The organism is Bradyrhizobium centrosematis (assembly GCF_045571495.1).
Taxonomy (GTDB): Bacteria; Pseudomonadota; Alphaproteobacteria; order Rhizobiales; family Xanthobacteraceae; genus Bradyrhizobium; species Bradyrhizobium centrosematis.
In genome coordinates this window covers 2558646-2584729 of record NZ_CP120703.1, presented here as the reverse complement: position 1 = coordinate 2584729, position 26084 = coordinate 2558646, and the positions used below count along the sequence as shown (strand labels likewise).

Annotated in this window: 24 protein-coding genes; 9 read left to right on the top strand and 15 right to left on the bottom strand. The window is 63.6% G+C overall.

Going from position 1 to position 26084, the window contains the following annotated elements:
* Nucleotides 1–268: 268 nt before the first annotated feature.
* Both P6U31_RS12425 and P6U31_RS12420 read right to left on the bottom strand, forming a co-directional pair.
* Nucleotides 269–397, bottom strand: a complete 129-nt coding sequence (locus P6U31_RS12425; protein ID WP_407190087.1) for a hypothetical protein — start codon at nucleotides 395–397, stop codon at nucleotides 269–271.
* A 90-nt stretch (nucleotides 398–487) separates the two neighbouring features.
* Nucleotides 488–1201 (bottom strand): helix-turn-helix domain-containing protein, encoded by a 714-nt coding sequence (locus P6U31_RS12420; RefSeq protein ID WP_407188664.1) that lies wholly within the window; start codon nucleotides 1199–1201, stop codon nucleotides 488–490.
* Nucleotides 1202–1355: 154 nt separating this feature from the next.
* Here P6U31_RS12420 and P6U31_RS12415 point away from each other — a divergent pair, with 154 nt between their 5' ends.
* The gene (locus tag P6U31_RS12415) at nucleotides 1356–1673 is read left to right on the top strand and encodes a c-type cytochrome (RefSeq protein ID WP_407188662.1); all 318 of its coding nucleotides are present in this window, start codon (nucleotides 1356–1358) and stop codon (nucleotides 1671–1673) included.
* Between the two features lie 6 nt (nucleotides 1674–1679).
* On the opposite strand, the gene P6U31_RS12410 is transcribed toward P6U31_RS12415, so the two are convergent.
* Genes P6U31_RS12410 through P6U31_RS12400 form a run of 3 tightly spaced genes read right to left on the bottom strand, consistent with a single transcriptional unit; the run spans nucleotide 1680 to nucleotide 4693 of the window.
* The gene (locus P6U31_RS12410) at nucleotides 1680–2783 is read right to left on the bottom strand and encodes an ABC-type transport auxiliary lipoprotein family protein (protein ID WP_407188661.1); all 1104 of its coding nucleotides are present in this window, start codon (nucleotides 2781–2783) and stop codon (nucleotides 1680–1682) included.
* Nucleotides 2784–2786: 3 nt separating this feature from the next.
* Nucleotides 2787–3554 carry an ABC transporter ATP-binding protein gene (locus P6U31_RS12405; RefSeq protein ID WP_407188659.1) on the bottom strand — a complete coding sequence of 256 codons (768 nt, stop codon included), beginning with the start codon at nucleotides 3552–3554 and terminating at the stop codon, nucleotides 2787–2789.
* Between the two features lie 2 nt (nucleotides 3555–3556).
* Nucleotides 3557–4693 carry an ABC transporter permease gene (locus P6U31_RS12400; RefSeq protein ID WP_407188657.1) on the bottom strand — a complete coding sequence of 379 codons (1137 nt, stop codon included), beginning with the start codon at nucleotides 4691–4693 and terminating at the stop codon, nucleotides 3557–3559.
* A 175-nt stretch (nucleotides 4694–4868) separates the two neighbouring features.
* On the opposite strand from P6U31_RS12400, the gene P6U31_RS12395 reads away from it, so the two are divergent.
* The gene (locus P6U31_RS12395) at nucleotides 4869–5144 is read left to right on the top strand and encodes a hypothetical protein (RefSeq protein WP_407188655.1); all 276 of its coding nucleotides are present in this window, start codon (nucleotides 4869–4871) and stop codon (nucleotides 5142–5144) included.
* Entirely contained in the window at nucleotides 5145–5633 is a 489-nt protein-coding gene (locus tag P6U31_RS12390; RefSeq protein WP_407188654.1) for a phage holin family protein, read from the top strand.
* A gap of 89 nt (nucleotides 5634–5722) precedes the next feature.
* Here P6U31_RS12390 and P6U31_RS12385 read toward each other — a convergent pair whose 3' ends face one another.
* Both P6U31_RS12385 and P6U31_RS12380 read right to left on the bottom strand, forming a co-directional pair.
* A complete protein-coding gene (locus P6U31_RS12385) occupies nucleotides 5723–8416 on the bottom strand; it encodes a bifunctional acetate--CoA ligase family protein/GNAT family N-acetyltransferase (protein WP_407188653.1) in 2694 nt (897 codons plus the stop codon).
* 65 nt (nucleotides 8417–8481) lie between these two features.
* Nucleotides 8482–9321: a universal stress protein gene (locus P6U31_RS12380; protein ID WP_407188651.1), complete on the bottom strand. Its 840-nt coding sequence runs from the start codon at nucleotides 9319–9321 to the stop codon at nucleotides 8482–8484.
* A 174-nt stretch (nucleotides 9322–9495) separates the two neighbouring features.
* On the opposite strand from P6U31_RS12380, the gene P6U31_RS12375 reads away from it, so the two are divergent.
* Genes P6U31_RS12375 through P6U31_RS12365 form a run of 3 tightly spaced genes read left to right on the top strand, consistent with a single transcriptional unit; the run spans nucleotide 9496 to nucleotide 13024 of the window.
* Nucleotides 9496–10479 (top strand): zinc-dependent alcohol dehydrogenase family protein, encoded by a 984-nt coding sequence (locus P6U31_RS12375; protein ID WP_407188650.1) that lies wholly within the window; start codon nucleotides 9496–9498, stop codon nucleotides 10477–10479.
* 36 nt (nucleotides 10480–10515) lie between these two features.
* Complete coding sequence (locus tag P6U31_RS12370) at nucleotides 10516–12066, top strand: AAA family ATPase (RefSeq protein WP_407188648.1); 1551 nt, start codon at nucleotides 10516–10518, stop codon at nucleotides 12064–12066.
* Nucleotides 12053–13024 (top strand): CHAD domain-containing protein, encoded by a 972-nt coding sequence (locus P6U31_RS12365; protein WP_407188646.1) that lies wholly within the window; start codon nucleotides 12053–12055, stop codon nucleotides 13022–13024. Before P6U31_RS12370 ends, P6U31_RS12365 begins: the two co-directional genes overlap by 14 nt.
* Here the strand turns inward: P6U31_RS12365 and P6U31_RS12360 are convergent.
* Nucleotides 13021–14874 (bottom strand): PHA/PHB synthase family protein, encoded by a 1854-nt coding sequence (locus P6U31_RS12360; RefSeq protein WP_407188644.1) that lies wholly within the window; start codon nucleotides 14872–14874, stop codon nucleotides 13021–13023. The genes P6U31_RS12365 and P6U31_RS12360 overlap by 4 nt on opposite strands.
* Nucleotides 14875–15079: 205 nt before the next feature.
* Here P6U31_RS12360 and P6U31_RS12355 point away from each other — a divergent pair, with 205 nt between their 5' ends.
* Nucleotides 15080–15808 (top strand): CBS domain-containing protein, encoded by a 729-nt coding sequence (locus P6U31_RS12355; RefSeq protein WP_407189833.1) that lies wholly within the window; start codon nucleotides 15080–15082, stop codon nucleotides 15806–15808.
* A gap of 20 nt (nucleotides 15809–15828) precedes the next feature.
* Here P6U31_RS12355 and P6U31_RS12350 read toward each other — a convergent pair whose 3' ends face one another.
* From P6U31_RS12350 to P6U31_RS12340, 3 genes are all read right to left on the bottom strand, one after another.
* On the bottom strand, nucleotides 15829–16287 hold the full coding sequence (locus P6U31_RS12350; protein ID WP_407189832.1) for a RidA family protein: 459 nt from the start codon (nucleotides 16285–16287) through the stop codon (nucleotides 15829–15831).
* 21 nt (nucleotides 16288–16308) lie between these two features.
* On the bottom strand, nucleotides 16309–18000 hold the full coding sequence (locus tag P6U31_RS12345) for a benzoate-CoA ligase family protein (RefSeq protein WP_407188642.1): 1692 nt from the start codon (nucleotides 17998–18000) through the stop codon (nucleotides 16309–16311).
* Between the two features lie 146 nt (nucleotides 18001–18146).
* Nucleotides 18147–18638: a MarR family winged helix-turn-helix transcriptional regulator gene (locus P6U31_RS12340; RefSeq protein WP_100181426.1), complete on the bottom strand. Its 492-nt coding sequence runs from the start codon at nucleotides 18636–18638 to the stop codon at nucleotides 18147–18149.
* Between the two features lie 280 nt (nucleotides 18639–18918).
* Here P6U31_RS12340 and P6U31_RS12335 point away from each other — a divergent pair, with 280 nt between their 5' ends.
* The gene (locus P6U31_RS12335; RefSeq protein WP_407188641.1) at nucleotides 18919–20091 is read left to right on the top strand and encodes an ABC transporter substrate-binding protein; all 1173 of its coding nucleotides are present in this window, start codon (nucleotides 18919–18921) and stop codon (nucleotides 20089–20091) included.
* A gap of 85 nt (nucleotides 20092–20176) precedes the next feature.
* A complete protein-coding gene (locus tag P6U31_RS12330; RefSeq protein WP_407188639.1) occupies nucleotides 20177–20632 on the top strand; it encodes a cupin domain-containing protein in 456 nt (151 codons plus the stop codon).
* 9 nt (nucleotides 20633–20641) lie between these two features.
* Here P6U31_RS12330 and P6U31_RS12325 read toward each other — a convergent pair whose 3' ends face one another.
* The 4 genes from P6U31_RS12325 to P6U31_RS12310 form a co-directional block, all read right to left on the bottom strand.
* The gene (locus P6U31_RS12325; protein ID WP_407188637.1) at nucleotides 20642–21892 is read right to left on the bottom strand and encodes a flavin-dependent oxidoreductase; all 1251 of its coding nucleotides are present in this window, start codon (nucleotides 21890–21892) and stop codon (nucleotides 20642–20644) included.
* 55 nt (nucleotides 21893–21947) lie between these two features.
* On the bottom strand, nucleotides 21948–24299 hold the full coding sequence (locus P6U31_RS12320; RefSeq protein ID WP_407188636.1) for a bifunctional salicylyl-CoA 5-hydroxylase/oxidoreductase: 2352 nt from the start codon (nucleotides 24297–24299) through the stop codon (nucleotides 21948–21950).
* A 99-nt stretch (nucleotides 24300–24398) separates the two neighbouring features.
* A complete protein-coding gene (locus tag P6U31_RS12315; protein WP_407188634.1) occupies nucleotides 24399–25235 on the bottom strand; it encodes an enoyl-CoA hydratase family protein in 837 nt (278 codons plus the stop codon).
* A 41-nt stretch (nucleotides 25236–25276) separates the two neighbouring features.
* Nucleotides 25277–26038 (bottom strand): SDR family NAD(P)-dependent oxidoreductase, encoded by a 762-nt coding sequence (locus P6U31_RS12310; RefSeq protein ID WP_407188633.1) that lies wholly within the window; start codon nucleotides 26036–26038, stop codon nucleotides 25277–25279.
* Between the last annotated feature and the right edge of the window lie 46 nt (nucleotides 26039–26084).

Genomic DNA, 26084 nt, shown 5'->3' with positions numbered 1-26084 from the left:
GCTCCTAAGACTGCGAGGCACTGAAGTTCCTGCGTAGTCAACGTTACCAGGGTTTTCAACCGGAAAGCACGCCCGCAATTTAAGGCAAATGCCGCGAAAAAGCGCGGTCGAGCCGGGATTCCGCATCCAAAGGATGCGCCGACTCGCTTCGAACGATGCAGAGTTGCAGGCGTCGCAAGCTATGTTGCGTTGAGGCGCTAACGAGCGGCGGCCCACCGGACGAGCGTCCGCCGTCGGCCTGTCTGAGCGTACCGAGGCCTCGAAGACTTCAGCGTTTGGAATCCGGATCGAGCCGGCCTGCACTGGTTTGCCGGTCCGCCCAGACTAGAGCAGCGGCGAATGCGACGAAGATCGCGACGACGACAATGGTCACCAGCAACGCGTCAGCAGGCATCATGCTCCTCCCAATAGTTTGAGGCATTATTTGCTGCAGCCAGACGGCGTCATTGATCGAGATCAAAAGCGGCGGGGCACTGCGGACGGAATCTCAGGCTGCGGCCAGCGCCTCGGCGCGGGCAGGATCGAGCAGGCTGATGCCGCCATGAATGATCTCGATCACACCGTGACGCTCCAGCTTGGTGAAGGTGCGACTGACGGTTTCGATGGTCAGACCGAGATAATCCGCGATGTCCTGACGGCTCATCGGAAGCGGGACCGTGTCGGACAACCCTTTGAGCGCGACCAGCCGTTCACGCCAGCCGAGCAGGAACGTCGCGACCTTCTCGTCGGCCGAGCGTCGGCCGAGCAGGACCATATGATCGCGTGCCTGGCCCAACTCGCGAATGGCCAACTCGTTGATCCGCTTGAGCAGCTGCGGCCGGTCTTCGATGAAACGGCTAAAAGCCGCCTTGGCGAACTGGCACACGGTCACCACGCCGATTGCATCGGCCGAAAAATTGTGCCGGCCGGAAAGGTTCATCCCCAGGAAATCGCCAGGCAAGGCAAAGCCGACGATCTGCCGCCGGCCGTCGGGCAGCAGCTTGTACAGCCGCATGACGCCTTCAAGCACGTTGTAGAAGGAGGTCGTGATGTCCTCCTCGGAGAACACGGTCTCGCCAACGTCGAAACGAACGCGGCGTCCGAGATGCTCGAACTCCCTGAGCTCGGCTGCATCCAGCGACGCGCAAACCGCCGCCCCGCGTACGGCGCAATCGCTGCAGAAGTGCCCGTTCGGCTCAATCGTGACCACGGAAGGCTTCATCCACCGCTCCTAGCGTCGGTCCAGCTCCGCCCCCCGGCCGAGTCCGCCACGCGGCTGCATTTTACTGCATTGCGCCAAAGCCAATTGACTCAGATCAAATTTGAGTGGCATCCCCATCATATTCTGCCTCCGGAGTTCGACGGGATTACTTTCCATGCTGCAAGCCGCCCTGCGTCACGGCCTGATTGGGCTGCTTCTGATTACGCCCGCACTGGCCGCCCCTAGCGCCGAACAACGCGGCAAGGCCTTTGCTAGGGCCAATTGCGCGCGCTGTCACGCGATCGACCGCGCCTCCCGTAGCCCACTCGAGGGCGCTCCCCCGCTCCGCACTCTGCATCTGCGTTATCCGATCGAGACCCTCGGCGAAGCGCTGGCCGAAGGAATCTATACCGGTCACCCAGATATGCCGGCCTTCGAGCTCAGTCCGGACCAGATCCACGACCTGCTGTCCTACCTGAAGACGCTGGAATAGACGGCGTCATACCGCCTCCACGGTCCACCCGATCAGCTCCTTGACGATGCGCGCGAAGGCCGCGTCGAAGGCCGCGACCGAAGCGGCCGGCTCGATCTTGTCGAGCTTTTCGCTGGTCTCGAGCAGGCGCGAGGCCACCACCTTGCCGGTCTTGTCGACGATCCGTGCCGACAGTCCGATCTCGACCTTTGCCTCCCCTTCCGTCGCGATCCGAAAGCGCCTGATGTCGATCAGGAGCTGATAATCCGCCTGACCGAGGTCGCTCGTGCGCAGCGGGGCGTGGGCGATGTCGTAATTCTCGAAGCTGTCGATCAGGCGCGCCTGCACCAGTTTCGGAATGCTATCGGCCCAGAGGAAGTCGGCAAAGCCCGTCCTGTCCCCGCTGGGTGCGAACAGCATGCGCTGGGTCTGCAGCATTGCGACCGCGCTGGGCTCGGGAATGGCCAGTGGCGCCGACAGCGTCTTGCCGGCAGGGCCGAGATACTGCGGCGTGTGCAGGTCGTAGGTGACCTTTTGCGCAGGAGCGCCGCCGCCGGTCATCTTCTCCAGGCCCGCCAGAATGCCGTCGATCTTGCCGGTGTTGCGAGCGAGCCCGTCGGAGAAGGTCTTAAAATTGGCGATGGTGTCCTTCAACGGGCCAGAATTGTCCTGCAGCACCGTGTCGACCCGCCGCAACGCATCGCGCGCCGCCTGCGTCATACTCTGACCGGCGCCGGCGTCCGCGATCAAGGTCAGCGGCTCGCCGGATCTGGCGACGACCATACCGCCTTCCAGCGTCACCACCGGCACGCCGGTCAGGCCCTGGAATTCGAGACCGACCTTGGTATCGGAACGGACTGGCGTGGCGGTCGCAACGGAGATCGTCGCATTGACGAAGCGTGGGTTGTCCGGCGCGAGCCCGAGCTGGGTCACCTCGCCGACACGAATGCCGTTGAACAGCACGCCGGCACCGACCAGCAAGCCTGGGACCGGGCCCTGGAATTGCACGTGGTAGTTCGTGCGCGGCCCGATCCCGCCGGTATTGTTCAGCCAATAGACGAAGCCGAACACCGCGAGAATCGCGGCCAGCACGAAACTGCCGATCAGCACGTAGGGAGCGCGGGTTTCCATATCTCATCTCATCTCGTGTTGCAGCATCTGCGAGCGCTTGCCGTGGAAATAGGCGCGCACCCAGGGATGCTCGGATTGCAGCAATTCGCGCATCGGGCCGATCGCCACGATCTGGCCGTCGGCGAGCGCGGCGACGCGGTCGCAGACCGTGGTCAGGCTCGCAAGATCGTGGGTCACCATGAACACGGTCAGCCCCAGCGTCTTTTGCAGCGTCTTGATCAGCGCATCGAAATCGCCGGCGGCGATCGGATCGAGGCCCGAGGTCGGCTCGTCCAAGAACAAGATCGGTGGATCGAGTGCGAGCGCGCGCGCCAGCGCCACGCGCTTGGTCATGCCGCCGGACAGCTCCGCCGGATATTTGTCGGCATCCTCGGCACGCAAGCCCACCATTTCGAGCTTGGCGATCGCGATTTCGTCCATCAGCTCCTGCGACAGCACGAGATTTTCGCGCAAGGGAAACTGCACGTTCTGGCGGACCGTCAGCGAGGAGAACAATGCACCCTGCTGGAACAGGATGCCCCATGTCGTGGCCGCGCCTCGACCGTGACCGCCGGTCGGTTGCCCCATGACTTCGATGGTCCCGCTCCGACGCGGGATGAGGCCGATGATGGTCCGCATCAGCACCGACTTGCCGCCGCCGGACGCCCCTACCAGCCCGAGGATCTCGCCTCGGCGGACGTCGAGCGACAGATGGTCGAGCACGATCTGGCGACCGAAGCCGACTACGAGGTCGCGGACGCGGATCGCGAACTGGTCCTGCGATACGTCCATCGTCACATTCCGATCGAGGCAAAGAAGACCGCGAACAGGCCGTCAAGCACGATCACCAGGAAGATCGACTTCACCACCGACGTCGTGGTCTGTCGCCCGAGCGACTCCGCGCTGCCTTTGACGCGTAATCCCTCGCTGCAGGCCACGATCCCGATCACCAGCGCCATGAACGGCGCCTTCAGGATACCCACCTCGAAATGCGTGACGGAGATGGCCTCGTGCAGCCGCGCGATGTAGATCGCCGGCCCCATGTCGCCATAGAACTGCGCGACGAGACCGCCGCCATAAAGCGCGGCAATCGATCCGATAAAGGTGAGGATCGGCAGCGCAATGACCAGGGCCGCGACGCGCGGCAGGATCAAGACGTCGACGGGATCGAGCCCCATGGTCGAGAGCGCGTCGATCTCCTCGCGCATCTTCATCGAGCCGAGCTCGGCGGTGTAGGCGCTTCCCGATCGGCCGGCGACCATGATGGCGACGATCAGCACGCCGAGCTCACGCAGCACCAGGATGCCAACCATGTCGACAGTATAGGATTCCGCGCCGAATCTGCGGAAATGGAAGAAGCCCTGCTGCGCGATGATGGCGCCGATCAAGAAGGTGATCAGCGCGACGATAGGGATCGCCTGCCATCCAATGCGGTAAAGCTGATACACCAGCGAGGTCAACCGCAGCGAAGGTGGCCGGCGCAGAACGCCGACTATGGCCATGAATAATGCGCCGAGCATCTGGAGGAAGATCGTGATATCCTCCCGCGCACCGAGCGTGGACTTGCCGAGATCGCCGAGCCTTGCCAGAATTGGATTGGGCGCAACCGTCGGCGCGGGTGTGTGGCGGTTGACTTGGCGTACCTCATCCAGCAGCCCGCTGAAGTGATCGGCGACGCCGACGAATTCAGCCGATCTGCCCGATGACGCGGCCCTGCGCGACAGTTTCTCCAGGACCCAGGCGCCGAGCGTGTCGAGCGCACTGACGCCCGACATGTCCAGCGTGACAACACGCGACCGATCGACGTCGGCTCCGACCGACCGGGACAAATTCTCCAGCGCTACCACATTCGCGGCGGTCCAGGGCCCTTCAGGGCGCAAGTTCAGCACGTCGCCGGACGGCGTCGCGAGCAACAGCGGTTCGTAGTTCACGCTTCCACCTCATCGGGGCAATTGGCCCCCATTCATTGGGCATTTCTAGGCCAGCAGATGGCGGCCGGCTTGACCTGTCTCAAAACCCTGGAGCATGCCGCGGGTTGACGCAAATCAAGCGCGATCGCGCACGCGGGTCCTAGGCTTGCTTCCGTTCAATGGGGATATCAAGTCCATGTTCGACAGTGACAGGATGAGCGAAGAACTGCACGCACTGAAGGTCGACGTCACGCGCTTGCTGAGCACCGCCGGCGAGGAGATGTTCGAGAGCTCGAAAGATCGCGCCGAGGCGCTCGCCGATCAGATCCGGGCCGCGCTGACCGAGCTCGGCGAGACCGTCGAGGAAGAGCAGGAGCAGCTTCAGGGGCTCATTGCGGACCGTCCGATCACATCGCTCGCCTCTGCCTTCGCGCTCGGCGTGGTTGTGGGCTTCATGCTGAGGAGACACTAGGTGAATTCCGAGAACGTCGTCAAACATCTGCGCGCGCTGTGGCGCACCGACAGGATCATCGCGGACATCAGGCTGCGCCATCTGCTGGTCGGCCTCGGCCTGCGCGCCTTTGCAGCCCTGATCGCAGCGTTCGGGCTTCTGATGCTGGAACTGTCGGCCTATTTCGCGCTGGTGCAGATCTGGAGTGCAATCGCCGCGGCGGCCATTCTCGGCGCCGTCAATTTTGCCATCGCGGCCGCTCTCTTTCTGATCGCCGGCCGCGCTCCGTCAGGCCGTGACATCGAGCTCGCCAACGAAATTCACGATTGCTCCATCGAAGCGCTTCAGCTCGAGGCGCGCGCGTTCCAGGCCGAGGTGTCGGGCGCGGTGCATCATCCGCTCAGCACGATCGTGCCGGTGCTGGTGCCGCTGATCGCGATCATCATCAAGAATTTGCGGACGGCGGCCAAGACATCCGCCGCGGCAAGCTCGGCCGAAGCGCGCCCATAAAGCCCGATGAGATTTTAGGTCGTTGTTTGCGCATGATCTTTCCGGAAAACCGCTTCGCTCTTTTCCGGATCATGCTTTAGCGGTCGCGCTCAGAGCTTCAACCTGACGTCGCAGATATCAGGCTCGGTCGAATCCGGCTTGACCTCGAATCCGAGGTGCCGGCACATTTCCAGCATCACGGTATTTTCCTTCAGCACGTCGCCCGATATGACTTTCAGCCCTTCCGACTTGGCGTAGTTGATGATGAGCTGCATGAGGGCCAAGCCGAGCCCCCTGCCCTTGAGATCGGACCGCAGCAGGATGGCGTATTCGCCGCGCTCATAGACCGAATCCGAATGCAGCCGGACCACGCCAACCATTTCGCCGGTGGCCTCGTCGAACGCGATAAAGGCCATCGCCCGCGCATAGTCGAGCTGGGTCAGGCGCGCGATGAACTCGTGGGTAAACTCCTTCATCGGCGCGAAGAAGCGCAGGCGAAGGTCGTGCGGGGTGACATGACGCAGGAAGTCGTGGATGGTCGGCTCGTCCTCGGGGCGCATGGGCCGCACGAAGATGCGCCAGTCATCCTTGATCTTGAGGCGGCGCTCCCATTGCGATGGATAGGCGCGAACCGCGAAGTTGGCCGGGCCGGAGCCGACAAACTTCCGTTGCGGCGGCCCGACCGCAACGCGGGCATCGACCGCGGTCACGCCGGTTTCGTCCGCCAGCAGCGGATTGATGTCGAATTCGCGGATCTCGGGAATATCGGCGGCCATCTGCGCCAGCTTGACCAGCACCATGGCTACCGCGTCTTGCTTGACTGCGGGCACATCCCGGTAGGACTTCAACAGCCGCGATACGCGCGTGCGGTCGATCAAATCGCGGGCGAGCTGCAAATCCAGCGGCGGCAGCGCAAGCGCCTTGTCGTTGATGATCTCCACCGCCGTGCCACCACGGCCGAACACCACGACGGTGCCGAAAGTGGGATCGTCGGCGAGGCCCAGGATCAGCTCGCGCGCTTTCGCCTTGACCACCATGGCCTGGACGATGACGCCGCCGATGCGGGCTTCCGGGCGCAGCTTTTTCGCACGTGCTATAATGCCCGTGGCCGCGCCTCGGACTGCTTCGGGCGTGGTCAGGTTGAGCACGACACCGCCGACATCGGACTTGTGGACAATGTCCCGTGACAGGATCTTCAGCACGACGGTGCCGCCCTGTGCGAAGATCTCCTTCGCATAGGTTACCGCCTGCTCGACATCGGTTGCCGCATAGGTCGGCACCATCGCGATGTCGTAAGCTTCGAGCAGATGCTTGATCTCGACCGGCTCGAGCCATTGGCGGCCATCCGCGATCGCGGCAGTGACGATCTCCCTTGCCCCCTGGGCGTCCGGAACGAAGGTATCGGGCATCGCGGGGGGAACCTGGCTCAGCTCCTCCACCACTTCACGGTGCCGGACCAGATGCATGAAGCCGCGCACCGCATCGTCCTCAGTTGGATAGTTCGGCATGCCGGCACCGGAAAGTGCCTGAATGATGGGCTGATCGGCCCCGACCCAAGCCGCCAGCACCGGCTTGGCCCATCGGCGGTGCTGCTCGCGATACTTGCCGACGAGCTCCGTCACGGTGGTGGCGATCTCGGCCGCAGAGGCAATCGCCGTCTGCACGTTGAGGACCAGGACCGCATCGTTGTCGCGATCGGCGAGCAACTCTTGCAGCGCCGCCGCGTAGCGCGAGGCGTCGGCATCGCCCACAATGTCGACGGGATTTGCACCGGACCAGGTCGGCGGCAGTGCGGCATCGAGCTTCCCGCGCACTTCGGCCGAGATTGTTGCCGGAATCCCGCCGAGCTCGACCAATCGATCCACTGCGAGGACGCCGATGCCGCCACCGTTGGTCAGGATGGCGAGACGCTTTCCAGTCGGGGATTCGACGCGCCCGAGCGTCTCGGCACAATCGAATAGCTCGCGCAGATCTGACACCCGCAGCACACCCGCCCGGCGGAATGCCGCGTCGTAGACGGCGTCGGCACCGGCGAGCGCGCCGGTATGGGTGGCCGCTGCCTTCGCGCCCTGCGCCATGCGGCCGGACTTCACCACGACGACAGGCTTGACGCGCGCAGCAGCGCGCGCCGCCGACATGAACTTGCGCGCGTCCTTGATGGACTCGATATAGAGCAGGATCGCCCGCGTCTGGCGATCCATAGCGAAATGGTCGAGCAGATCGGCAATGTCGACGTCGATCTGATCGCCGATCGAGACGATGCCGGAGAAGCCGACGCCACGCTGCGTAGCCCAGTCGACCATACCGGCTGCGATCGCCCCTGATTGCGAGATCAGTGCGAGGTTGCCCGCCCCCGGCATATGCGCGGCAAAGCTGGCATTGAGGCTCACGCCGGGCATCATGATGCCGAGGCAGTTCGGTCCGATCAGCCGCATGCCGTATTTACGGGCAGCCGTGCTTGCGGCCTCGTGCAGGGATCCCGGCCCCTGGCCGAGCCCGGCTGAGACAATCAGCGCGCCCGCGGAGCCGCGACGCCCGGCCTGGTCGATAATTCCTGGAATCTCGCCTGCCGGGGCAGTGATGACGACGAGCTCGGGCACGAAATCCAGCCTGTCCAGGTTCTTCACCGCTGCGAAGCCGCCAATCTCGGCATGGCGCGGGTTGACTAGGCCGAACTGCCCCTTGAATTCGGCCTTGCGAATGTTGTCCAGGACGGCGCGTCCCACGGAGGCCGGACGGGAGCTCGCCCCGATGAGCGCGACTGAGCGCGGCGACAGCAGGTTGTTCAGACGATAAGTGGACATGAAAGCAAATGCGCCGGGTCAGTGGCGGTTCCGATGGTTGACGGTCGGGCCTGAAAATGGAGAGCCTAGTGTGAGATCATAACCCAGCATGGTGGCTGGCCAATGACGGTCTTTGTCACACCGCCCCAGACGATCTCATTCAGGCGCGAATGATGGTAGGCACCCATCACGATGGCATCGATGCCATGGGATTTCGCCCAGCTTCCCAAGACCTTGCCGACCGAGCTGCCGCCGCTTTTGGTGGTTTCGAACGCGGCATAGACCCCGTGTTCCCTCAGGTGGTCGACGAGAGCTGTCCCGGATTGTACGACCGCATCCGTCTTGTCCTCCGCCACGGTCACCACCCGGACCGAGCTGGCAGCCTGAAGTAGCGGCAACGCGTCGCCGACCGCTCGCGCCGCGCGCGCGGAGTGATCCCAGGCGATCATGACGTTCTCGAATTCGGGCCGAAGCTCGCCCGCAAGATGCTCCGGACAGAGCAGCAGCGGCCGGCCGGATTCGAACAGGAGGGCTTCGACAATGCGCTCCGTTCGACTGTCGTGCGGCTTGACGGGAAGCAGCGTGAGATCGCTGAAACGGGCGTGCTCGGCCAGAATCACTGCGATCTGGTCTGCCGGCACCTTTCCCGTTCGGCGCTGGGCGCGAATGTTGGCGCGGGACGCCGCATTGGTGAATGCGTTCAGGAGCTGCTGCAGTTCGTTCGTCCCACGCGCCCTGCCGACATCAGCGGAATCGCCATCGTCAGGCAGTATCACCTTCGGCCGTTCGAAAACCTCTTCCTCGAGCGCGAGCGCCGTGATCCTGACGCCGAGGTCGGCGGCGACGCTCACACATTTCTCGATCGCAACCAGGGCCGGCCCGCGCGGCTGGCCGACAAGCGGCAGAAAGACGTCCTTAATGGGCATCGGAATTCTCCTTGGCCGCCACAATAGGCTGGCTTTCGTCGAGACAGTTGATCCTCGTCAAGCCAAGGGAACCGGTTCGCTCAAGCGGGAACCGGCGTTGACCGACGTCAAGGACTGGTCGCTCTGCTACTCTATGAATAATTCAGTCGGAGCGGTTCGCCCCGGAGAGACTTTATGCGCGCGATGGTGTTGTCGGCCCCGCGAAGGCGGCTCCAGATGGAGGAGCGGCCTGACCCGATACCCGGCGCGGGTCAGCTGCGGGTGAAAATCGGCGCCTGCGGGGTATGCCGGACCGATCTTCACCTCGTCGATGCCGAGCTGCCCGACATTCATTATCCGATCGTGCCTGGCCATGAGATCGTCGGCCGGGTCGACCTCGTGGGCCCGAATGTGGCAACGCATGCGCCCGGTGATCGCGTCGGCATTCCCTGGCTCGGCTTCACCTGCGGAAATTGTCGCTTCTGCCGGGATGGCATGGAAAACCTGTGTGACGCACCGCTGTTCACCGGCTACACGCGCGACGGCGGCTACGCGACCCACACCATCGCCGACGCTCGCTACGCTTTCCCCCTCGGCGAGGCCGGCAGCGACGTTGAGATCGCCCCTCTGCTATGCGCCGGACTTATCGGCTGGCGCTCACTGGTGCTGGCCGGCCCCGCCGACCGGCTCGGCCTTTATGGTTTCGGCGCGGCCGGCCACATCATTGCGCAAATCGCGGTCTGGCAGGGACGCTCCGTCTACGCATTCACACGGCGTGGCGACGCCGCAGCACAGGATCTTGCGCGTCGTCTCGGCGCCGCGTGGGCGGGGGCATCGGACGAGGTGCCTGACGAGCCGCTCGATGCCGCCATCATCTACGCACCAGCCGGCGAGCTCGTCCCGGCCGCGTTGCGCGCCGTACGCAAAGGCGGGCGCGTCGTATGCGCCGGGATCCACATGACCGACATTCCAAGTTTTCCGTATGATCTGCTCTGGCAGGAACGCCAGCTTGTCTCGGTGGCCAATCTGACCCGGCAGGATGGCCTCGACTTTCTCAAGATCGCTCCACAAGCCGGCGTGCGCACCGAAACGACCGCCTTTCCGCTCGACCAGGCCAATGAAGTTCTGACCATGCTGAGAGCGGGCCAAATTCTCGGCGCGGCCGTGCTGACGCCCTGATGGTGCTTTCGGATGCCCGTTTCCACGAAAGATGAAATGGCCGCCCAAGAGCGGATCTTCCGGACGCTGACCGGCCATCCCGGCGTGACACGGATCGACACGCATGGAGCGTCGGTGTTCCTCGACGGGAAGCGCGCATTGAAGATCAAACGCGCCGTGCGGTTTCCCTTCCTCGATTATTCGACGTTGGAGAAGCGAAAGGCGGCGTGCGAGGAGGAAATCAGGATCAACCGACCTCTGGCGCCGCAGATCTATCATCGCGTCGTGGCGATTACGGAAGAGCCAGATGGATCAGTGCAAGTCGGCGGTCCGGGCCGGCCGATCGAGTATGCAGTGGACATGTCGCGCTTTGACGAAAGCAGGACACTGGATCATCTGGCCAAAGCCGGTCCGCTGGATGCAAAGCTCGCCTCGGCAGCCGCCGACGCGATCGTGGCTTCGCACGCGGCGGCGACCCGCGCCGACGGAAAGGCATGGGTCTCATCGATCCCGGCGCTGATTGACGGCAACAGTGACGGACTGCGGGCTGGCGGGCATTTCAACGCTGACGACGTCGAAAAGTTCGGCAAGGCCTCGCATGAGGCATTTCGACGTATTCGTCCCCTGCTCTCGGAGCGCGGCCATCAGGGCTTCGTGCGCCGCTGCCATGGTGATCTGCATCTTGCAAATATCGTTCTGATCGACGACAGGCCCGTGCTGTTCGATGCCATCGAGTTCGATGCACAGATGGCAACCGTCGACGTCCTCTACGATCTCGCATTCACGCTGATGGACCTGTTGCACCACGAACAGCCACGCGCGGCCAACATCGTCTTGAACCGCTATCTCACCGCGACGCCGGCCGACAATCTCGACGCGCTCTCGGCCCTGCCACTGTTCATGTCGGTCCGGGCAGCGATCCGCGCCCAGGTGGCCCTGGCACGGATGAGGCCGCCGCTCTCCGACGACCCCGGCATTCTCGGGCAGGCACAGCGTTATTTTGACCTCGCCAGGACTCTGATTCATCCGCCGGCCCCGCGCCTGATTGCCATTGGTGGACTATCAGGCACCGGCAAAACGGTTCTGGCGCAAGCGCTCGCGCCCGGCATTGCACCGCCGCCTGGGGCCGTCGTGCTGCGCAGCGACATCGTCCGCAAGCAGATGTTCGGGGTCGAGGATACCCAGCGCCTGCCGCCGTCCGCCTACACGCCGGAGCATGCGGCCCGCGTCTACGGCACGCTGGCCCAGCACGCCCGGCGGGTGCTGGCGCAAGGCCATTCGGCGATCATCGACGGCGTATTCGCCCGCGAGGACGAACGGGACGCGGTTTCCGCGCTGGCGCGCGAGTGCGGCGTGCCGCTGAACGGGCTGTTTCTGGTTGCGGACCTCGCAACCCGGCAGATGCGGATCGGAAGCCGCCGGGGCGACGCATCGGACGCCACGCAGGAGGTTGCCGCGCTGCAAGAGCACTATAATATCGGCCGTATCGATTGGGGGACCATCGATGCATCCGGGTCACCAGAGCAAACGCTCCAGCACTGCTGGAGCGCGATCGCTGAAAGCAAACAGGGCAATCTGATTGGCGCGGGCAAAGATGGCACGACCTAGCACGACCTCGACGGCCGCTCGCACCACTCCGGCGGCGCGGCGCAATGCGCTGCCCGGCCGGCTCAGTCCCGGCATGGCCTGCGATACGGCGTTCCGGATCATCGCGCGCCGCCACCTCGATGCCGTCCTCGCCCAGCACGACGGCACCTGCCGCGGTGATCCCGACGCTCTGCACCAGATCCGTATCGCATTGACTCACCTGCGGACGGCCATCCGCTTCTTCTCGCCGATGGTCGACGATGCTCTGCGGCCGCATGTCTGGGCCGAGCTGAAGTGGCTGAACAGCCAGCTCGGCATGGTGCGCGACCTCGATGTGGCGATCGAGCGGGTCGTCGCCGAGAGCGGCGACGAGCTCGCCGTGGTCGCCGAGCTTCAGCACTGGGACGAAAAGCGCGCCGAGAGCCACCGCCAGCTGGCGCGCGCACTGCAATCGGCGCGGTATCGCCGCCTCGTGGAGCAGACCTCGAGCTGGATCGAGAGCGGTCCCTGGTCGACCCGGCGCAGCAAGGAAGCCATCCGATTGCGCCGCTGCACGCTCGCTGACCACGCAACGGAGCGGCTGACCGAATGGGAGACGACGCTGCTCAAGAAGGCGCGCAAGCTCCGGAAACTCGACGTCGAGAAACGCCACAAGGTGCGACTTCTCAACAAGCGAATGACCTATTCGGTCGAGTCGCTGCAGGACCTGTTCGCCGAGGATTCGTTGACGAAGCAGAAGTCCATCCTCAAGAAATTGCGCAAGGCGCAACGGTCGCTCGGACAACTGAACGATGACGCACGAGGACAGGCATTGGCAGCGTCGTTGAACGGCGCAGGCCTCGAAGCTGGCAAACGCTTCCTCAATCGCAAGCGGGAGAAGAAGCTGTTGCGGAAGGCCTCGGCCGCCTACCGCAAATTGGATAAGACCAAACCGTTCCGCTCCTCAGATCTCGCGCCGAGTTCGGAGCCGGAGGCTTAGGTGTGGACGTAATCCCCGGGCGCATCGGGCAGGCCCGGAGCGCCTCCAACTCCGATCTGCGGGGGATCGCAGGGCACTCCGGAGCGCGCCGTCAGCCATTTGGTCCATTCCGGCCACCATGAGCCTTCGACGTGCGGAGCCAGCTTCAGCCATTCGTCGGCACCAACATAGGGCGCATCGGCAGCCTTGGTCAGCACCTGGTAGCTGTGGCCGGGCTCCTCGGGAGGCGCAACGACACCCGCATTGTGACCACCGCTGGTCAACAGGAACGTCACGTCGGCATCGACCTGATAATGGATCTTGTAGACGGATCGCCACGGCGCGACGTGGTCGGCCAGCGTTCCGACCACGAACATCGGCGCGTGAATATCGGAGAGCGAAACGCTCCTGCCGTCGACGCGATAGCGACCACCCGCCAGATCATTGTCGAGGAACAGCTGACGCAGATACTCCGAGTGCATGCGATAGGGCAATCGCGTGGCGTCGGCGTTCCAGGCCATGAGATCGCTTGGCGGCGCGCCCTCGCCCATAAGATAGTCGTGCGACAAACGCGACCAGATCAATTCGTTGGAGCGCAGCAGCTGGAAGGCACCGGCCATCTGCGTCGTGTCGAGATAGCCTCGCTGCCACATCATGTCCTCGAGAAATGCGACCTGGCTCTCGTTGATGAAGAGCGTCAGCTCTCCGGCCTCGGTGAAATCGGTCTGGGCCGCAAGAAGAGTGACGGTGCCGAGGCGGTTGTCGCCGTCGCGCTCCATCGCCGCGGCGGCGATCGACAGCAACGTACCACCGAGACAATAGCCGAGCGCATGAGTCTTCCGTCCCGGCACAATCAGGCCGATCATGTCCAGCGCAGCCATGACGCCCAGCTTGCGGTAGTCGTCGAAGGCAATATCCCGATCCCGTGCATCCGGATTGCGCCAGGAGATCGCGAACACGGTGAAACCTTGATTGGTCAGATATTTGACCAGCGAGTTCTGCGGCGAGAGATCGAGGATATAATATTTCATGATCCAGGCAGGCACGATCAGGATCGGCTCGGGTCGCACCTGCGCGGTGGTCGGATGGTACTGAATCAGTTCGATCAGGTTGTTGCGGTAAACGACCTTGCCGGGTGAAGCAGCCACCGTCTTGCCGACCACGAACTGCCCGTCGTCGGTCAGCTTCGAGCCGGAGAGCAGGCGCATCAGGTCGCTGCACCAGTTCTGCCAGCCGAAGACGAAATTCTCCCCGCCGCTCTGGAACGCCTTCTCCAGCACCTTCGGATTGGTCGCCGCGAAATTCGACGGCGCCAACATGTCGAGCATCTGGCGCATCGAGAACTCGACGATGGCCTCGTTTGCGTGCGACACGCCGCGCACGCCTGTCGCGGCATCGCGCCACCAGCTCTCTGTGAGCAGAAATGCCTGCGCGAGCAGGTTGAACGGCGGGGTCTCCCATTGTGGTCCACTGAAACGGCGATCCCGCCCCTGCGGCTTGATCACGGACCACGGCTTTTGCTGCGGTGACGCCGCATGCGCGGCGGCTTGCGCCAGCCGGCCAGTGTCGCGCAGGATGTTGCGGGAAATCTCCATCTGACGCTGCGGCGCCGCAGCGAGATGCGAGCTCCAGTCGAACCAGGCAAGCGACAAGGCCAGCGGCGAAATTCCGCCCGTGAACCGTGCCAGCAAAGCGTGAAACGCGCGGTCGAAGGGATATGGCTCTGATACAGGCAAGAGATCGGCGGCAGCCGGCGTCTCCAGGGGCTTTTCAGCGCTCACCGTCCGGGCTTCGGGCCCAACGATGAGATTGACGGGAAGAGCCTGTGCTGTCGGCTCTTCGGCCCGTGGAAGTGTCTGCACGACGCTCATGGCTCAATTTTTCCTGTCGGCTCTGTTCATTGGCAAGATATGGCCAGCCTTCACATGCGGGTTGAGCTGCATCAAATCCGGGACGCAGATCACGTCTGCTGAATCGGGATGAACCGGCGTCGTCCGATTGACCTGGGTCAAGCCGCACCTCGATACCCGAGCTAGTTTTCGTGCATCGACGTTCAACAAGCCAGCGGAGTTATCCATGCGCGCCCATCAGATCATGACCCGGTCGGTCATTTCGGTCACCCCCGACACCAGCATCGTGGAGGCGGCCAATATCATGCTGAAGCGGCATGTCAGCGGCCTCACGGTGGTCGACGAAACCGGCAAGCTGGTCGGCATCGTCTCCGAAGGCGACTTCATTCGCCGCAGTGAAATCGGTACCGGGCGCAAGCGTGGGCGCTGGCTGCGGTTCATCCTCGGTCCGGGGAAATCCGCCAGCGACTTCGTCCATGAGCACGGCCGTAGGGTCGCGGAGGTGATGACCGACACGGTCGTAACCATCACGGAGGATACGGCGCTCGCCGAGATCGTCGATCTCATGGAGCGCAACAACGTGAAGCGGCTGCCGGTGGTGCGTGGCGACAAGGTCGTCGGGATCGTATCACGGGCCAACCTGCTGCAGGCCGTGGCAGGGCTCTCTCGCGAAGTGCCGGATCCGACGGCGGATGACGATCACATTCGCAGCCGCATCATCGAGACCATGGAGAAGAACGACTGGTGCCCGTTCGGGCTGAACGTCATCGTCCGTGACGGCATCGTTCACCTCAGCGGCGTCATCACCGAAGAGCGCACCCGGCAGGCCGCGATGGTCGCGGCGGAGAATGTCGAGGGCGTGAAAAAGGTGCACGACCATCTGTGCTGGGTTGATACCATGTCGGGGATCTATCTGAACTCGCCCGAGGACGACGGGCTCGCTAAGGCGAGCTGACAAGGCGAGCTGAGCCAGGCTCAGCGTGGAATGACGGCGGTGGCCTCAATCTCGACGCGCGCCGCCTTCTCGACGAGGCGCACCACCTGCACCAGCGCCATTGCGGGGTAATGGGCGCCAAAGATGGAACGGTAGATCCTGCCGAGCTCCTTCAGGTTGGACAGGTACTCATCCATGTCGACGACGTACCAGGTCAACCGCACGAGGTGCTCGGGCCGCGCGCCGGCCTCGCCCAGGATCGCGGCGATGTTGCGCAAGGTCTGGTGCACCTGCGCGACGAAGCCATCGGCGAGACGCTCTTCGGCATCCCAGCCGATCACCCCGCCGGTGACGACGATGCGTCCCTCCGCGGCCACGCCATTGGCATAGCCCTTCGGCATCGGCCAACCCGACGGCTGGAGCACCTGCACCCGCGGAGGGGTGTCATCCTCGGCGGCTGTCGGTAGCACCGCGAGCTGCGGGCCCTTCGGCGTCGTCACGGACAATTCTTCATCCTTCTCTCATTCGGCCGCGACGCCCGAGGACGTTGCGGCGGCCTGCGCCAGTTGTCGCAAAGCAAAGCGCTTCAGTTTCCCGGTCTCGGTCTTCGGAAGTTGCGTCACGAATTCGATGGCGCGCGGATACTTGTATGGCGCGATCTCGCGTTTGACATGCTCCTGCAACTCGGCCACGAGCTTTGCATCCGGCGTCACGCCGGACGCAGCGATGACATAGGCCTTCACGATCATGCCGCGCGCCTCGTCCGGGGCGCCGACCACACCGCATTCGGCGACCGCCGGATGCGTGAGCAGGGCCGCCTCGACGTCCGTGCCTGCGATGTTGTAGCCGGCCGACACGATCATGTCGTCGGAACGCGACTGGTACCAGAAATAACCGTCGCTATCCATCAGATAGGTGTCGCCGGTGATGTTCCAACCGTTCTGGACGTATTTCCGTTGGCGCTCGTCGGCCAGATAGCGGCAGCCGGTCGGCCCACGCACGGCAAGCCTGCCCATCGTCCCCGGCGGCACGTCACGGCCGTCATCATCGACGATCTTGGCCTCGTAGCCCGGCACGGGCTTGCCAGTTGCGCCCGGACGAATTTCCTCTTCCGTCGCGCTGATGAAGATATGCAGCAGCTCGGTCGAACCGATACCGTCCATCAACTTGATGCCGGTGGCCTTGAGCCAGGCATCGAAAGTGGCCTTCGGTAGGGTCTCGCCGGCCGAGACGCATTTGCGCAGCGAGGAGATATCGCGCCCCGGCAGCTTGCCGATCATGGCGCGGTACGCTGTCGGCGCCGTAAAGCAGACCGTGGTCTTGTATTGCTCGATCGCCGCCAGCAGATCGTCGGGCGTCGTCTTCTCCAGCACGACGAAGGAGGCGCCGATGTGCATCGGAAACAGCACGCCGCCGAAGCCGAACGTGAACGCGAGGGGCGCCGAGCCGATGAAGCGATCCTTCTGCTCGGCCCGCAAGATGTTGCGCGCATAACCGTCGCAGACCGCGAGCATGTCGCGATGAAAATGCATAGTGCCCTTGGGATCGCCCGTCGTGCCCGACGTGAAGGCGATCAGGCAGACATCGTCCGACGCGGTGTCGAGGGCCCTGAACTCCGGGCTCGCATCGGCGATCAGCGCTTCGAGTGAATCCGCGGCGCCATTGCCCCAATAAACGACCCGCTTGAGATTCGGCGCGGCAGCTTTCGCCCTCTCCAGTTCCTCGGCGAGCTTGCCGTCGCACAGCGCCAGCGCGATTTCCGCCTTCTGGATCGGATAGGACAGTTCCTTGGCGCGCAGCAGCGGCATTGTAGCCACGACGATGCCGCCGGCCTTGATCACTGCAAGATAGGTCGCAACCATCATCGGATTGTTGGCCGAGCGCAGCAGCACCCGTCCGCCGGGGACGAGACCAAGCTTGCCGACGAGCACGTTGGCAATGCGGTTCACCAGGACTTGCAGCTCGCGATAGGTGTAGCTGACGGCGGGGCTGATGACACAAGGCGCATCGCCCCGACCCTGCTCGACCCAACGGTCGAGAAAATAACTGACACAATTCAATCGCGGCGGATAATGCAGCTCCGGCCGCGTGAAGATGAATTCGGGCCAGAGCTCGCGCGGCGGCAGATGCTGTTGCGCAAACGTATCGACATGGGGCGTCGCGGCGTTGCCGTCATGCGAGCCCGTGATTTGAGTCTTGGCGGCGTTGGCCATCGCACGCTCCTTTCAGCATGGATTGCACCCGGCAGCACGATCTGGAAAAACATTTTAGGCTTAAAACAATTCGGCGCAATAGCGGATTTTGGGCATCCCGTGCTTTTTCCTGCGGCAAAAAGGACTGGGGACCTGCCGGCTTGGGCTCACGGCCGGCGGCGCGCGGCCGATTTCTGCGCCGAAGCCTTGGTCTTGGCGAGCAGCCGCATCAATTCGCGCACATCCTTCGGCGAGAGGTCGGCGAACAGATCCGCGATCCAGGTCTCATGCTCCGCAGCCATCCGGCGAAACTCGGCTCGGCCGAGTTTTGTCAGACGGATCACCTGGACACGGCGATCCGTCTCCGAGGTCCTGCGATCGAGATGGCCGGATTCCACAAGGCGCTCGACGAGACCGGTGACGTTACCGTTCGACACCATCATGCGCTTGGAGACATCGGACAGCGTCATGCCGTCAGGCGCCTTGTCGAGCTGCGCCATCAGATCGAAGCGGGGCAGCGTGACGTCGAACCGCTGCCGCAGCCGGCCGCGAACCTCGCCCTCGATCAGGGTCGTGCAGGTCAGAAGGCGCAACCACAGCCGCAGCTCGTCGGCATGATCCTCCGGCGTTTCGACGGCCTTGGTCTCGGAATCGAGCATCTCGGTGCAGTCACTCTTGGCGGGCGTTGGCGCCGGCACGGATTCCCCAACATTTTGAGCTTCAAATAAATTGAAGCCGGCCGCAAGTCCAAAGCTGCAACAATCGACCCCACGTCCAACTTCTTTAGGCTTCAAATAATTGGCGCGGCGCTTGCATGCGCCGCCAGCCACGGGATGAGGACACTTTGAGGGCTGCTTGCCGCGGCAGCCATCGTCGGCATAAGCTTGAATTGGAGCACGCGGCTTGCGGCGCAAGCCCTGACGTCACGAGGGACAGATCATGAAGACGCAATTGACCTTGGCCGCTGCCTTGCTGCTCGGCACTGCCGTGAGCCCTGCCCTCGCCCAGGAGAAGATCAAGCTGGGCGTAATCGTGACCCTGTCGGGGCCCGCCGCTGCGCTTGGTCAGCAGGTGCGCGACGGCTTTGCGCTCGCAGTGAAGGATCTCGGCGGCAAGATGGGCGGGCGTGACGTCGAGGTGATCGTCGCGGATGACGAGCTGAAGCCGGACGCTGCAGTGACCAAGGTCAAGGGCCTGCTCGAACGCGACAAGGTCGATTTCGTGGTCGGCCCGATCTTCTCCAACATCCTCCAGGCGATCCACCGGCCCATCACGGAATCGAAGACCTTCCTGATCAGTCCCAATGCCGGTCCGTCGACCTTCGCCGGCAAGGATTGCAATCCGTACTTCTATGTGACCTCGTATCAGAACGATCAGGTTCACGAGATCCTCGGCAAGGTCGCGCAGGATCGCGGTTACAAGCGGATGTACCTGATGGTGCCGAACTATCAGGCCGGCAAGGATTCGGTGGCGGGCTTCAAGCTCGACTACAAGGGCGAGATCGTCGAGGAATCTTACATGCCGCTGAACACGCTGGATTTCCAGCCGGAGCTGTCCAAGATCTCCTCGCAGAAGCCCGACGCCCTCTTCACGTTCATGCCGGGCGGCCTTGGCGTCAATCTCGTCAAGCAGTACCGGCAGGCCGGCCTAGCCGACAGCATTCCGGTGCTCTCGGCGTTCACGGTGGACGAATCCACGCTGCCGGCGCAGCAGGACGCGGCCGTCGGCATGTTTGGCGGCGCAAACTGGGCGCCCAATCTCGACAATCCCCAGAACAAGAAATTCGTCGCGTCCTACGAGGCCGCCTACAACGTCGTGCCCGGCACCTACGCCTTCCAAGCCTACGACGCCGCGATGCTGATCGACAGCGCGGTCAAGGCCGTGAAGGGCGACCTGTCGAACAAGGGCGCGGTCCAGGCCGCGTTGAAGAAGGCCGACTTCACCTCGCTGCGCGGCGCCTTCAAGTTCAACACCAACGGCTACCCGATCCAGGATTTTTATCTGACCAAGGTCGCCAAGCGTCCGGACGGCAAGTTCCAGACGGAGATCGTCCAGAAGGTCTTCGAGAATTACGGCGACCGCTACGCCAAGGACTGCAAGGCGGCGAACTAAGCATGATCCGGACAAGTGCATAGCGGTTTTCCGAGAAGGTCATGCCCAAACTAGCCGCGCATCGCGTTAAGGGAGGACTGCTGCAATGAAGAGCGAAATCACCGGCATCACGCGGGCCAATGAGGGCATACAGGGCATCTCCTGGAACATTCTCGGCCAGACCTATGTGCCGAAGAGCTATGCCGAGAACAGCTTCTCGTGGCACGCGACGCTGCCGCCGGGCACATTCGTGCCGCCGCATATTCACCCCGACCAAGACGAGTATCTCTACATGCTTGAGGGCAAGCTCGACTTCGTGCTCGGCAATTCGGAGGCGCAGGCAACCGCAGGCGACCTGATCCGCCTCGGCATGGGCGTGCCGCACGGCATCTTCAACAAGTCGGAGCAGACCGCAAAAGTGCTGTTCTGGGTCTCACCCAGCCGCAAGTTGTTCGACCTGTTCTGGGGCCTTCACAACATGAAGGAGCAGAAGCCCGAAGACGTGGTGGCGCTGGCGGCCGAGTTCAACATCCACTTCCTGCCGCCGCCTCCCGGCGGCTAGCAGCGCGCCTCAAGCACGCACCGCGGCAAGCCCCGGCACGGCGGCAAAACCGGCCTTGGTCGCATAGCCGCGCACAATGGCCTCACGCTGGGAATAGCTGAGGACATTGTCGATATTGTCAAAGCCGTCGGGCGCGAGTTGCTCGACGGCGTCGATGACGCCCTCGGGGCCACCGCGCCGGTTGGAGCGAACGATATCGGCGGTCATCGGCAGGCGCTTCTTCTCGTATTCGAGCAGCGCCTGGCGCGGATGCTCGGCACGCACCAGCGCATCGGCAAGACAGCGCGCATCGAGGATCGCCTGCGAGGCGCCATTGGAGCCGACCGGATACATGGGATGCGCGGCGTCGCCGAGCAGCGTGACACGTCCTGACGACCAGTATGGCAGGGGATCGCGGTCGCAAGTCGGATATTCGTAGAATTCAGGCGTCGCCGCGATCAGGCTCCTCACGTCGAGGTAAGGCACCGAGAAGCGCGCGACGTGTGGCATTAGCTCCTCGCGCCGACCCGGGCGCGACCAGTCTTCCCTGCGCGGCGGCGGCACGTTGCCCTCGCCGACCTTCACTAGCACGGCCCAATTGGTCAGGCGGCTCGCCGGGCTCGATCCCTCCGCGATCGGATAGATCACCACCTTGGCATTGAGGCCACCGGCCACGATCATCGATCTACCGGTGAGGAACAGCGGCCAGTCGCGCGCACCGCGCCAGAGCATCAAGCCGTTCCAGCAGGGCGGCCCTTCATTGGGGAACAGCGTCTCGCGGACGCGGGAATGGATGCCGTCGGCGCCGATCAGAATGTCGCCGCGCACCGTGTGGACATGCGCACCGACACGATCGAAGAAGTAGGCGGTGACGCCGCCCTCGTCCTGCGTGAACGCACCGAGCCTGCAACCGGTGTGGATGGCATCAGCCCCGAGCCGCTCCTCGACCGCGCGGTGGATGACGCCTTGAAGGCGGCCACGGTGGATCGAGAATTGCGGCACGTCATGGCCGGCGTCGATGCCGCGGGCTTCGCGCCAGACCTCCTGGCCATGGCGGTTGAGGTAATAGAGCTGGTCGGTACGGATCGCGACGTCGTCGAGCTTCTGGAGCAGGCCGAGCCCGGCAAGTTCGCGCATGGCGTGCGGCAAGGTGTTGATGCCGACGCCCAACTCGCGAATCGTGTCAGCTTGCTCGAAAAGCTCGCATCCGATGCCGCGCGAGCGCAGCATCAAAGCGGTGGTGAGGCCACCAATACCGCCACCGACGATAATCGCCTTCATCGCCCTTACTCCACTCGAAACACGCAAGGCAATGAGGTTAACGTCGCACGGGCGGTCACTCCGCCGCAAGCGGCTTTGTCGCCTCCGCCTTGAGCTCGGCCCGGGTCTTGGGCTTAGCCTTAATTCTCAGCTCCTCGAGATCCTGTCGGTCACGGACGCTATTGCGGAAAATTTGCTCTTTTCCCGGCAGATATTGCGGCGGGCAAAACGCCGCATCTGCCCCGTACCAGGCGGCGGCCCTCATGGTGAAGAACGGATCCACCAGGTGCGGCCGGCCGAGCGCAACGAGATCCGCCCGGCCGGCAGCCAGGATGGTGTTGGCCTGGTCCGCCGTGGTGATGTTGCCGACGCACATCGTGGCCACGCGCGCCTCGTTGCGAACCTGATCCGAGAACGGCGTCTGGAACATGCGGCCGTAAACAGGCTGCGCATCGCGGACGGTCTGCCCGGTCGAGACGTCGACGAGGTCGACGCCAGCTTCGGCGAAAGCGCGCGCGATGGCAACGGCGTCGTCACCGGTGATGCCCCCCTCAGCCCAATCGGTTGCGGAAATGCGCACCGACATCGGCTTGTGCGACGGCCAAGCCGCGCGCAGCGCCTCGAAAATCTCAAGCGGGAAACGCAGGCGGTTCTCGAGCGAGCCGCCGTATTCGTCCGTGCGGTTGTTCGTCAACGGCGAGATGAAGCTCGCGAGCAGATAGCCGTGGGCGCAGTGCAGCTCCAGCATGTCGAAACCGCAGCGCTCGCCGCGCTCGGCCGCCGCGACGAAAGACTCCCTCACCGCGGTCATGCCGGCACGATCGAGCTCGCGCGGCACCTGGCTGTCGGGAAAATAGGGTAGCGGGGACGCCGACACCACCTCCCAGCCGCCCTGCTCCAGCGGCCGATCGATTCCGTCCCACATCAGCTTGGTCGCGCCCTTGCGGCCGGCGTGGCCAAGCTGCAGGCAGATCTTTGCAGCCGAATTGCCGTGGACGAAATCCACGATGCGCCGCCACGCGGCCTCCTGCTCGTCGTTCCACAATCCAGCGCAGCCGGGCGTGATGCGGGCGTCGCGGCTGACGCAGGTCATCTCCGTGAAGATGAGGCCTGCCCCTCCGATGGCGCGCGAGCCGTAGTGGACGAGGTGGAAATCGGTCGGCACGCCCTCTTTCGCCGAATACATGCACATCGGCGACATCACGGCGCGGTTGGCGATCTGCATCTCGCGCAGCCTGAACGGCTGGAACAGCGGCACCGCCGGCTTCGCCGTATCGACGTCAAAGCCGCTGTCGCGAACCCGTTTCGCAAATGACGTCTCGACTTCGGCCACGAAATCCGGCGCGCGGAGTTTCAGATTGTCATAGGTGATCGCCTTCGATCGCGTCATCACGCCGAAGGCAAACTGTACCGGGTCGAAATCCCAGAAGCGGTCGACGTGCTCGAACCAGACCAACGAAACGTCAGCGGCGTGCTGTGTCTTCTCCACCTCCTCGCGGCGGCCGTGCTCGTAGAGATCGAGCGCCGCCTCGATGCTGGGAGCTTCCTCCATCGCTTCGGCGAGCGCAATCGCGTCTTCCATCGCGAGCTTGGTGCCGGAGCCGATCGAAAAATGCGCGCTCGCCTTGGCATCGCCAAGCAGCACCATGTTGTCCTTGACCCAGCGCTTGCTGCGGATCATCGGGAAATTGCGCCACATCGAGCGGTTGATGAGCAGCTTGTGTCCATCGAGGAACCAGCCGAAAATCTCCGCCATCCGCGCAGCGGATTGTGTCTCGTCCAGCCCCGTCAGGCCGGCCCGCTCGAACGTCTCGGGATCGGTCTCGAAGATCCAGGTCGAGTGTCCAGCCTCGTACTGATAGGCATGGGCGATGAACGGCCCCCACTCGGTCTCCTGGAAGATGAAGGTGAACGCGTCGAGCGGCCTGGTCGAGCCCATCCAGGCGAACTTATTGGAGCGGACGTCCACCTCCGGCTGGAAGTGATCGACGTATTTCTCGCGAAAACGGCTGTTGATGCCGTCGGCGATCAGGACGAGATCGGCATCGGCGAAGCGCGATTCATCGTCGATGTCCACCTCGAAATGCAGGACGACGCCCAGCTCGCGGGCTCGCTCCTGAAGGATCAGAAGTAGCTTGCGCCGGGAGCAGCCGCAAAAGCCATTGCCGCCGACCCGGTGCACAGTGCCGCGGAAATGCACGGCGATGTCATCCCAGTACGCGAACTCCTGAGTGATGCGGCGATAGCTTGGCGGATCGTGCTTTTCGAAATTGTCCAGCGTGGCGTCCGAGAACACCACGCCGAAGCCGAACGTATCGTCAGCCCGATTGCGCTCATACACGGTGATGTCGGCGCCCGGCCGCTGCTTCTTGAGCAGGATCGCAGCGTAAAGACCCGCAGGTCCGCCACCGATGATCGCGACTTCCATGGGAGCCTCGCCAATTCACCCAGTCATAAAACTATTTTAAGCCTAAAATAATTTCACGCAAGTCCCCGTTGCTGCCGACCTCGGACGCGGCGTGTCGATCTAGTCGCCCCTGAATACCGGTTTGACCTTGTTGGCGAACGCCTCAAAGGCGCGCTCGAAATCGGCGGTTGTCATGCACAAGGCCTGGGCAACGGCTTCCGCCTCGATCGCCTCCTCCACCGACATGGCCCATTCCATCGCCAGCATCCGCTTGGTCATGGTGTTGGCGAAAGTCGGCCCTTCCGCGACCTGCTTGGCGAGCAATTGGGCCTGGATCAGCACCTGCTCCGGCGTCACGATGCGGCTGAAAAAGCCCCAGCGCTCCCCCTCCTCCGCAGTCATGAACCGGCCGGTATAGAGCAGTTCGGAGGCGCGGGACTGTCCAATGATCCGCGGCAGGATCGCACAGGCGCCCATGTCGCAGCCGGCCAGACCCACCTTGTTGAACAGGAACGCAACTTTTGCCCCACTTGCAGCAAGTCGCATGTCCGAAGCCATGGCGACGATCGCCCCGGCCCCGGCGCAGATGCCCTCGACGGCTGCCACGATCGGCTGCGGGCAGGCGCGCATCGCCTTGACCAGGTCGCCCGTCATCCGCGTGAAGGCGGTCAACCCCTTGGTGTCCATCTTCACCAGCGGACCGATGATCTCAAACACGTCGCCGCCGGACGAGAAATTGCCGCCGGCGCCGGTGACGACGATGGATTTGACCTCGTCGTCGAACGCGCAGGCTCGGAAGAAATCGGTCAGCTCCCGATAGCTTTCGAATGTCAGGGGATTCTTCCGTTCCGGCCGGTTGAGCGTGACCGTCGCAACGCCCTCGACCACGGCCAGCAGAAAATGCTGCGGCGAATAGCCTGCGAGCGGCACGGTGACGGGATTTGCTGGCCTGCTCATGCGATCTCCTTAGCTTCTTGTTTCGTGCCTGCGCTTGCAGGCTAGACCTCGCCCCCGGCCACGGCAATCGCCTGCCCGGTGATCGCACCGGCACCCTCGCCGCACAGCCAGAGAACCGTGTCTGCCACTTCTTGAGGCGTGATTAGACGTCCTTGCGGATTATGCTTCGCGAGCTCAGCGATCGCCTGCTCGCGGCTGCGCCCCGTCTTGTTCATAATGTTCTCGATGCTGCCGGCAACGAGATCGGTATCGGTGAAACCTGGGCAAACGGCGTTCACCGTCACATTGCCGCCGGCGAGCTCAAGGGCAAGGGAACGCACGAGACCGACCGCGGCGTGCTTTGCCGCAGCATATGCGCTGACATAGGCATAACCCTTGAGCCCCGCTGTCGACGCAATCACGATGATGCGGCCGTAAGGACGATCCTTCATACCTGGCAGCACGCCTTGGATGGCATGGACCACGCCCATAAAATTGACGTCCATCATCCGTGCAAACAGGGCGCTGTCCGATTTCGCGAATGGCGCGGATTCGGCACTGCCCGCGTTGGCGATCAGGATATCGATCGGCTGCCGCGCATGGACCTCGGCGATGGCGGCTTTCAGGGCAATCTCGTTCGAGACGTCGGCGACCGCCGCAAAATGCGCGGCGCCTGCATTGACCGCGTCCTCAAGCGCGGCGGCGTTCCGACCGACGATCGTCACAGCCGCGCCGGCTCCGACGAGAGCTGCCGCGATCGCACGGCCGATGCCGCGACCGCCACCGGTCACCAGTGCGTGCGGCGAGTGCGGCAATCTGGACATGCACTGGGTCCTCGGATCTCGTGATCGTGGCTCCGATATATTTTAA

Excerpts from the sequence above, each read along its gene's own strand:
- P6U31_RS12335 (WP_407188641.1), top strand. The coding sequence starts at position 18,919 with ATGAAGACGCAATTGACCTTGGCCGCTGCCTTGCTGCTCGGCACTGCC.
- P6U31_RS12420 (WP_407188664.1), bottom strand. The coding sequence starts at position 1,201 with ATGAAGCCTTCCGTGGTCACGATTGAGCCGAACGGGCACTTCTGCAGC.
- P6U31_RS12385 (WP_407188653.1), bottom strand. The coding sequence starts at position 8,416 with ATGTCCACTTATCGTCTGAACAACCTGCTGTCGCCGCGCTCAGTCGCG.
- P6U31_RS12415 (WP_407188662.1), top strand. The coding sequence starts at position 1,356 with ATGCTGCAAGCCGCCCTGCGTCACGGCCTGATTGGGCTGCTTCTGATT.
- P6U31_RS12325 (WP_407188637.1), bottom strand. The coding sequence starts at position 21,892 with ATGAAGGCGATTATCGTCGGTGGCGGTATTGGTGGCCTCACCACCGCT.
- P6U31_RS12310 (WP_407188633.1), bottom strand. The coding sequence starts at position 26,038 with ATGTCCAGATTGCCGCACTCGCCGCACGCACTGGTGACCGGTGGCGGT.
- P6U31_RS12360 (WP_407188644.1), bottom strand. The coding sequence starts at position 14,874 with ATGAGCGTCGTGCAGACACTTCCACGGGCCGAAGAGCCGACAGCACAG.
- P6U31_RS12355 (WP_407189833.1), top strand. The coding sequence starts at position 15,080 with ATGCGCGCCCATCAGATCATGACCCGGTCGGTCATTTCGGTCACCCCC.
- P6U31_RS12375 (WP_407188650.1), top strand. The coding sequence starts at position 9,496 with ATGCGCGCGATGGTGTTGTCGGCCCCGCGAAGGCGGCTCCAGATGGAG.
- P6U31_RS12340 (WP_100181426.1), bottom strand. The coding sequence starts at position 18,638 with ATGCTCGATTCCGAGACCAAGGCCGTCGAAACGCCGGAGGATCATGCC.
- P6U31_RS12330 (WP_407188639.1), top strand. The coding sequence starts at position 20,177 with ATGAAGAGCGAAATCACCGGCATCACGCGGGCCAATGAGGGCATACAG.
- P6U31_RS12410 (WP_407188661.1), bottom strand. The coding sequence starts at position 2,783 with ATGGAAACCCGCGCTCCCTACGTGCTGATCGGCAGTTTCGTGCTGGCC.
- P6U31_RS12315 (WP_407188634.1), bottom strand. The coding sequence starts at position 25,235 with ATGAGCAGGCCAGCAAATCCCGTCACCGTGCCGCTCGCAGGCTATTCG.
- P6U31_RS12405 (WP_407188659.1), bottom strand. The coding sequence starts at position 3,554 with ATGGACGTATCGCAGGACCAGTTCGCGATCCGCGTCCGCGACCTCGTA.
- P6U31_RS12370 (WP_407188648.1), top strand. The coding sequence starts at position 10,516 with ATGGCCGCCCAAGAGCGGATCTTCCGGACGCTGACCGGCCATCCCGGC.
- P6U31_RS12395 (WP_407188655.1), top strand. The coding sequence starts at position 4,869 with ATGTTCGACAGTGACAGGATGAGCGAAGAACTGCACGCACTGAAGGTC.
- P6U31_RS12320 (WP_407188636.1), bottom strand. The coding sequence starts at position 24,299 with ATGGAAGTCGCGATCATCGGTGGCGGACCTGCGGGTCTTTACGCTGCG.
- P6U31_RS12345 (WP_407188642.1), bottom strand. The coding sequence starts at position 18,000 with ATGGCCAACGCCGCCAAGACTCAAATCACGGGCTCGCATGACGGCAAC.
- P6U31_RS12365 (WP_407188646.1), top strand. The coding sequence starts at position 12,053 with ATGGCACGACCTAGCACGACCTCGACGGCCGCTCGCACCACTCCGGCG.
- P6U31_RS12425 (WP_407190087.1), bottom strand. The coding sequence starts at position 397 with ATGATGCCTGCTGACGCGTTGCTGGTGACCATTGTCGTCGTCGCGATC.
- P6U31_RS12380 (WP_407188651.1), bottom strand. The coding sequence starts at position 9,321 with ATGCCCATTAAGGACGTCTTTCTGCCGCTTGTCGGCCAGCCGCGCGGG.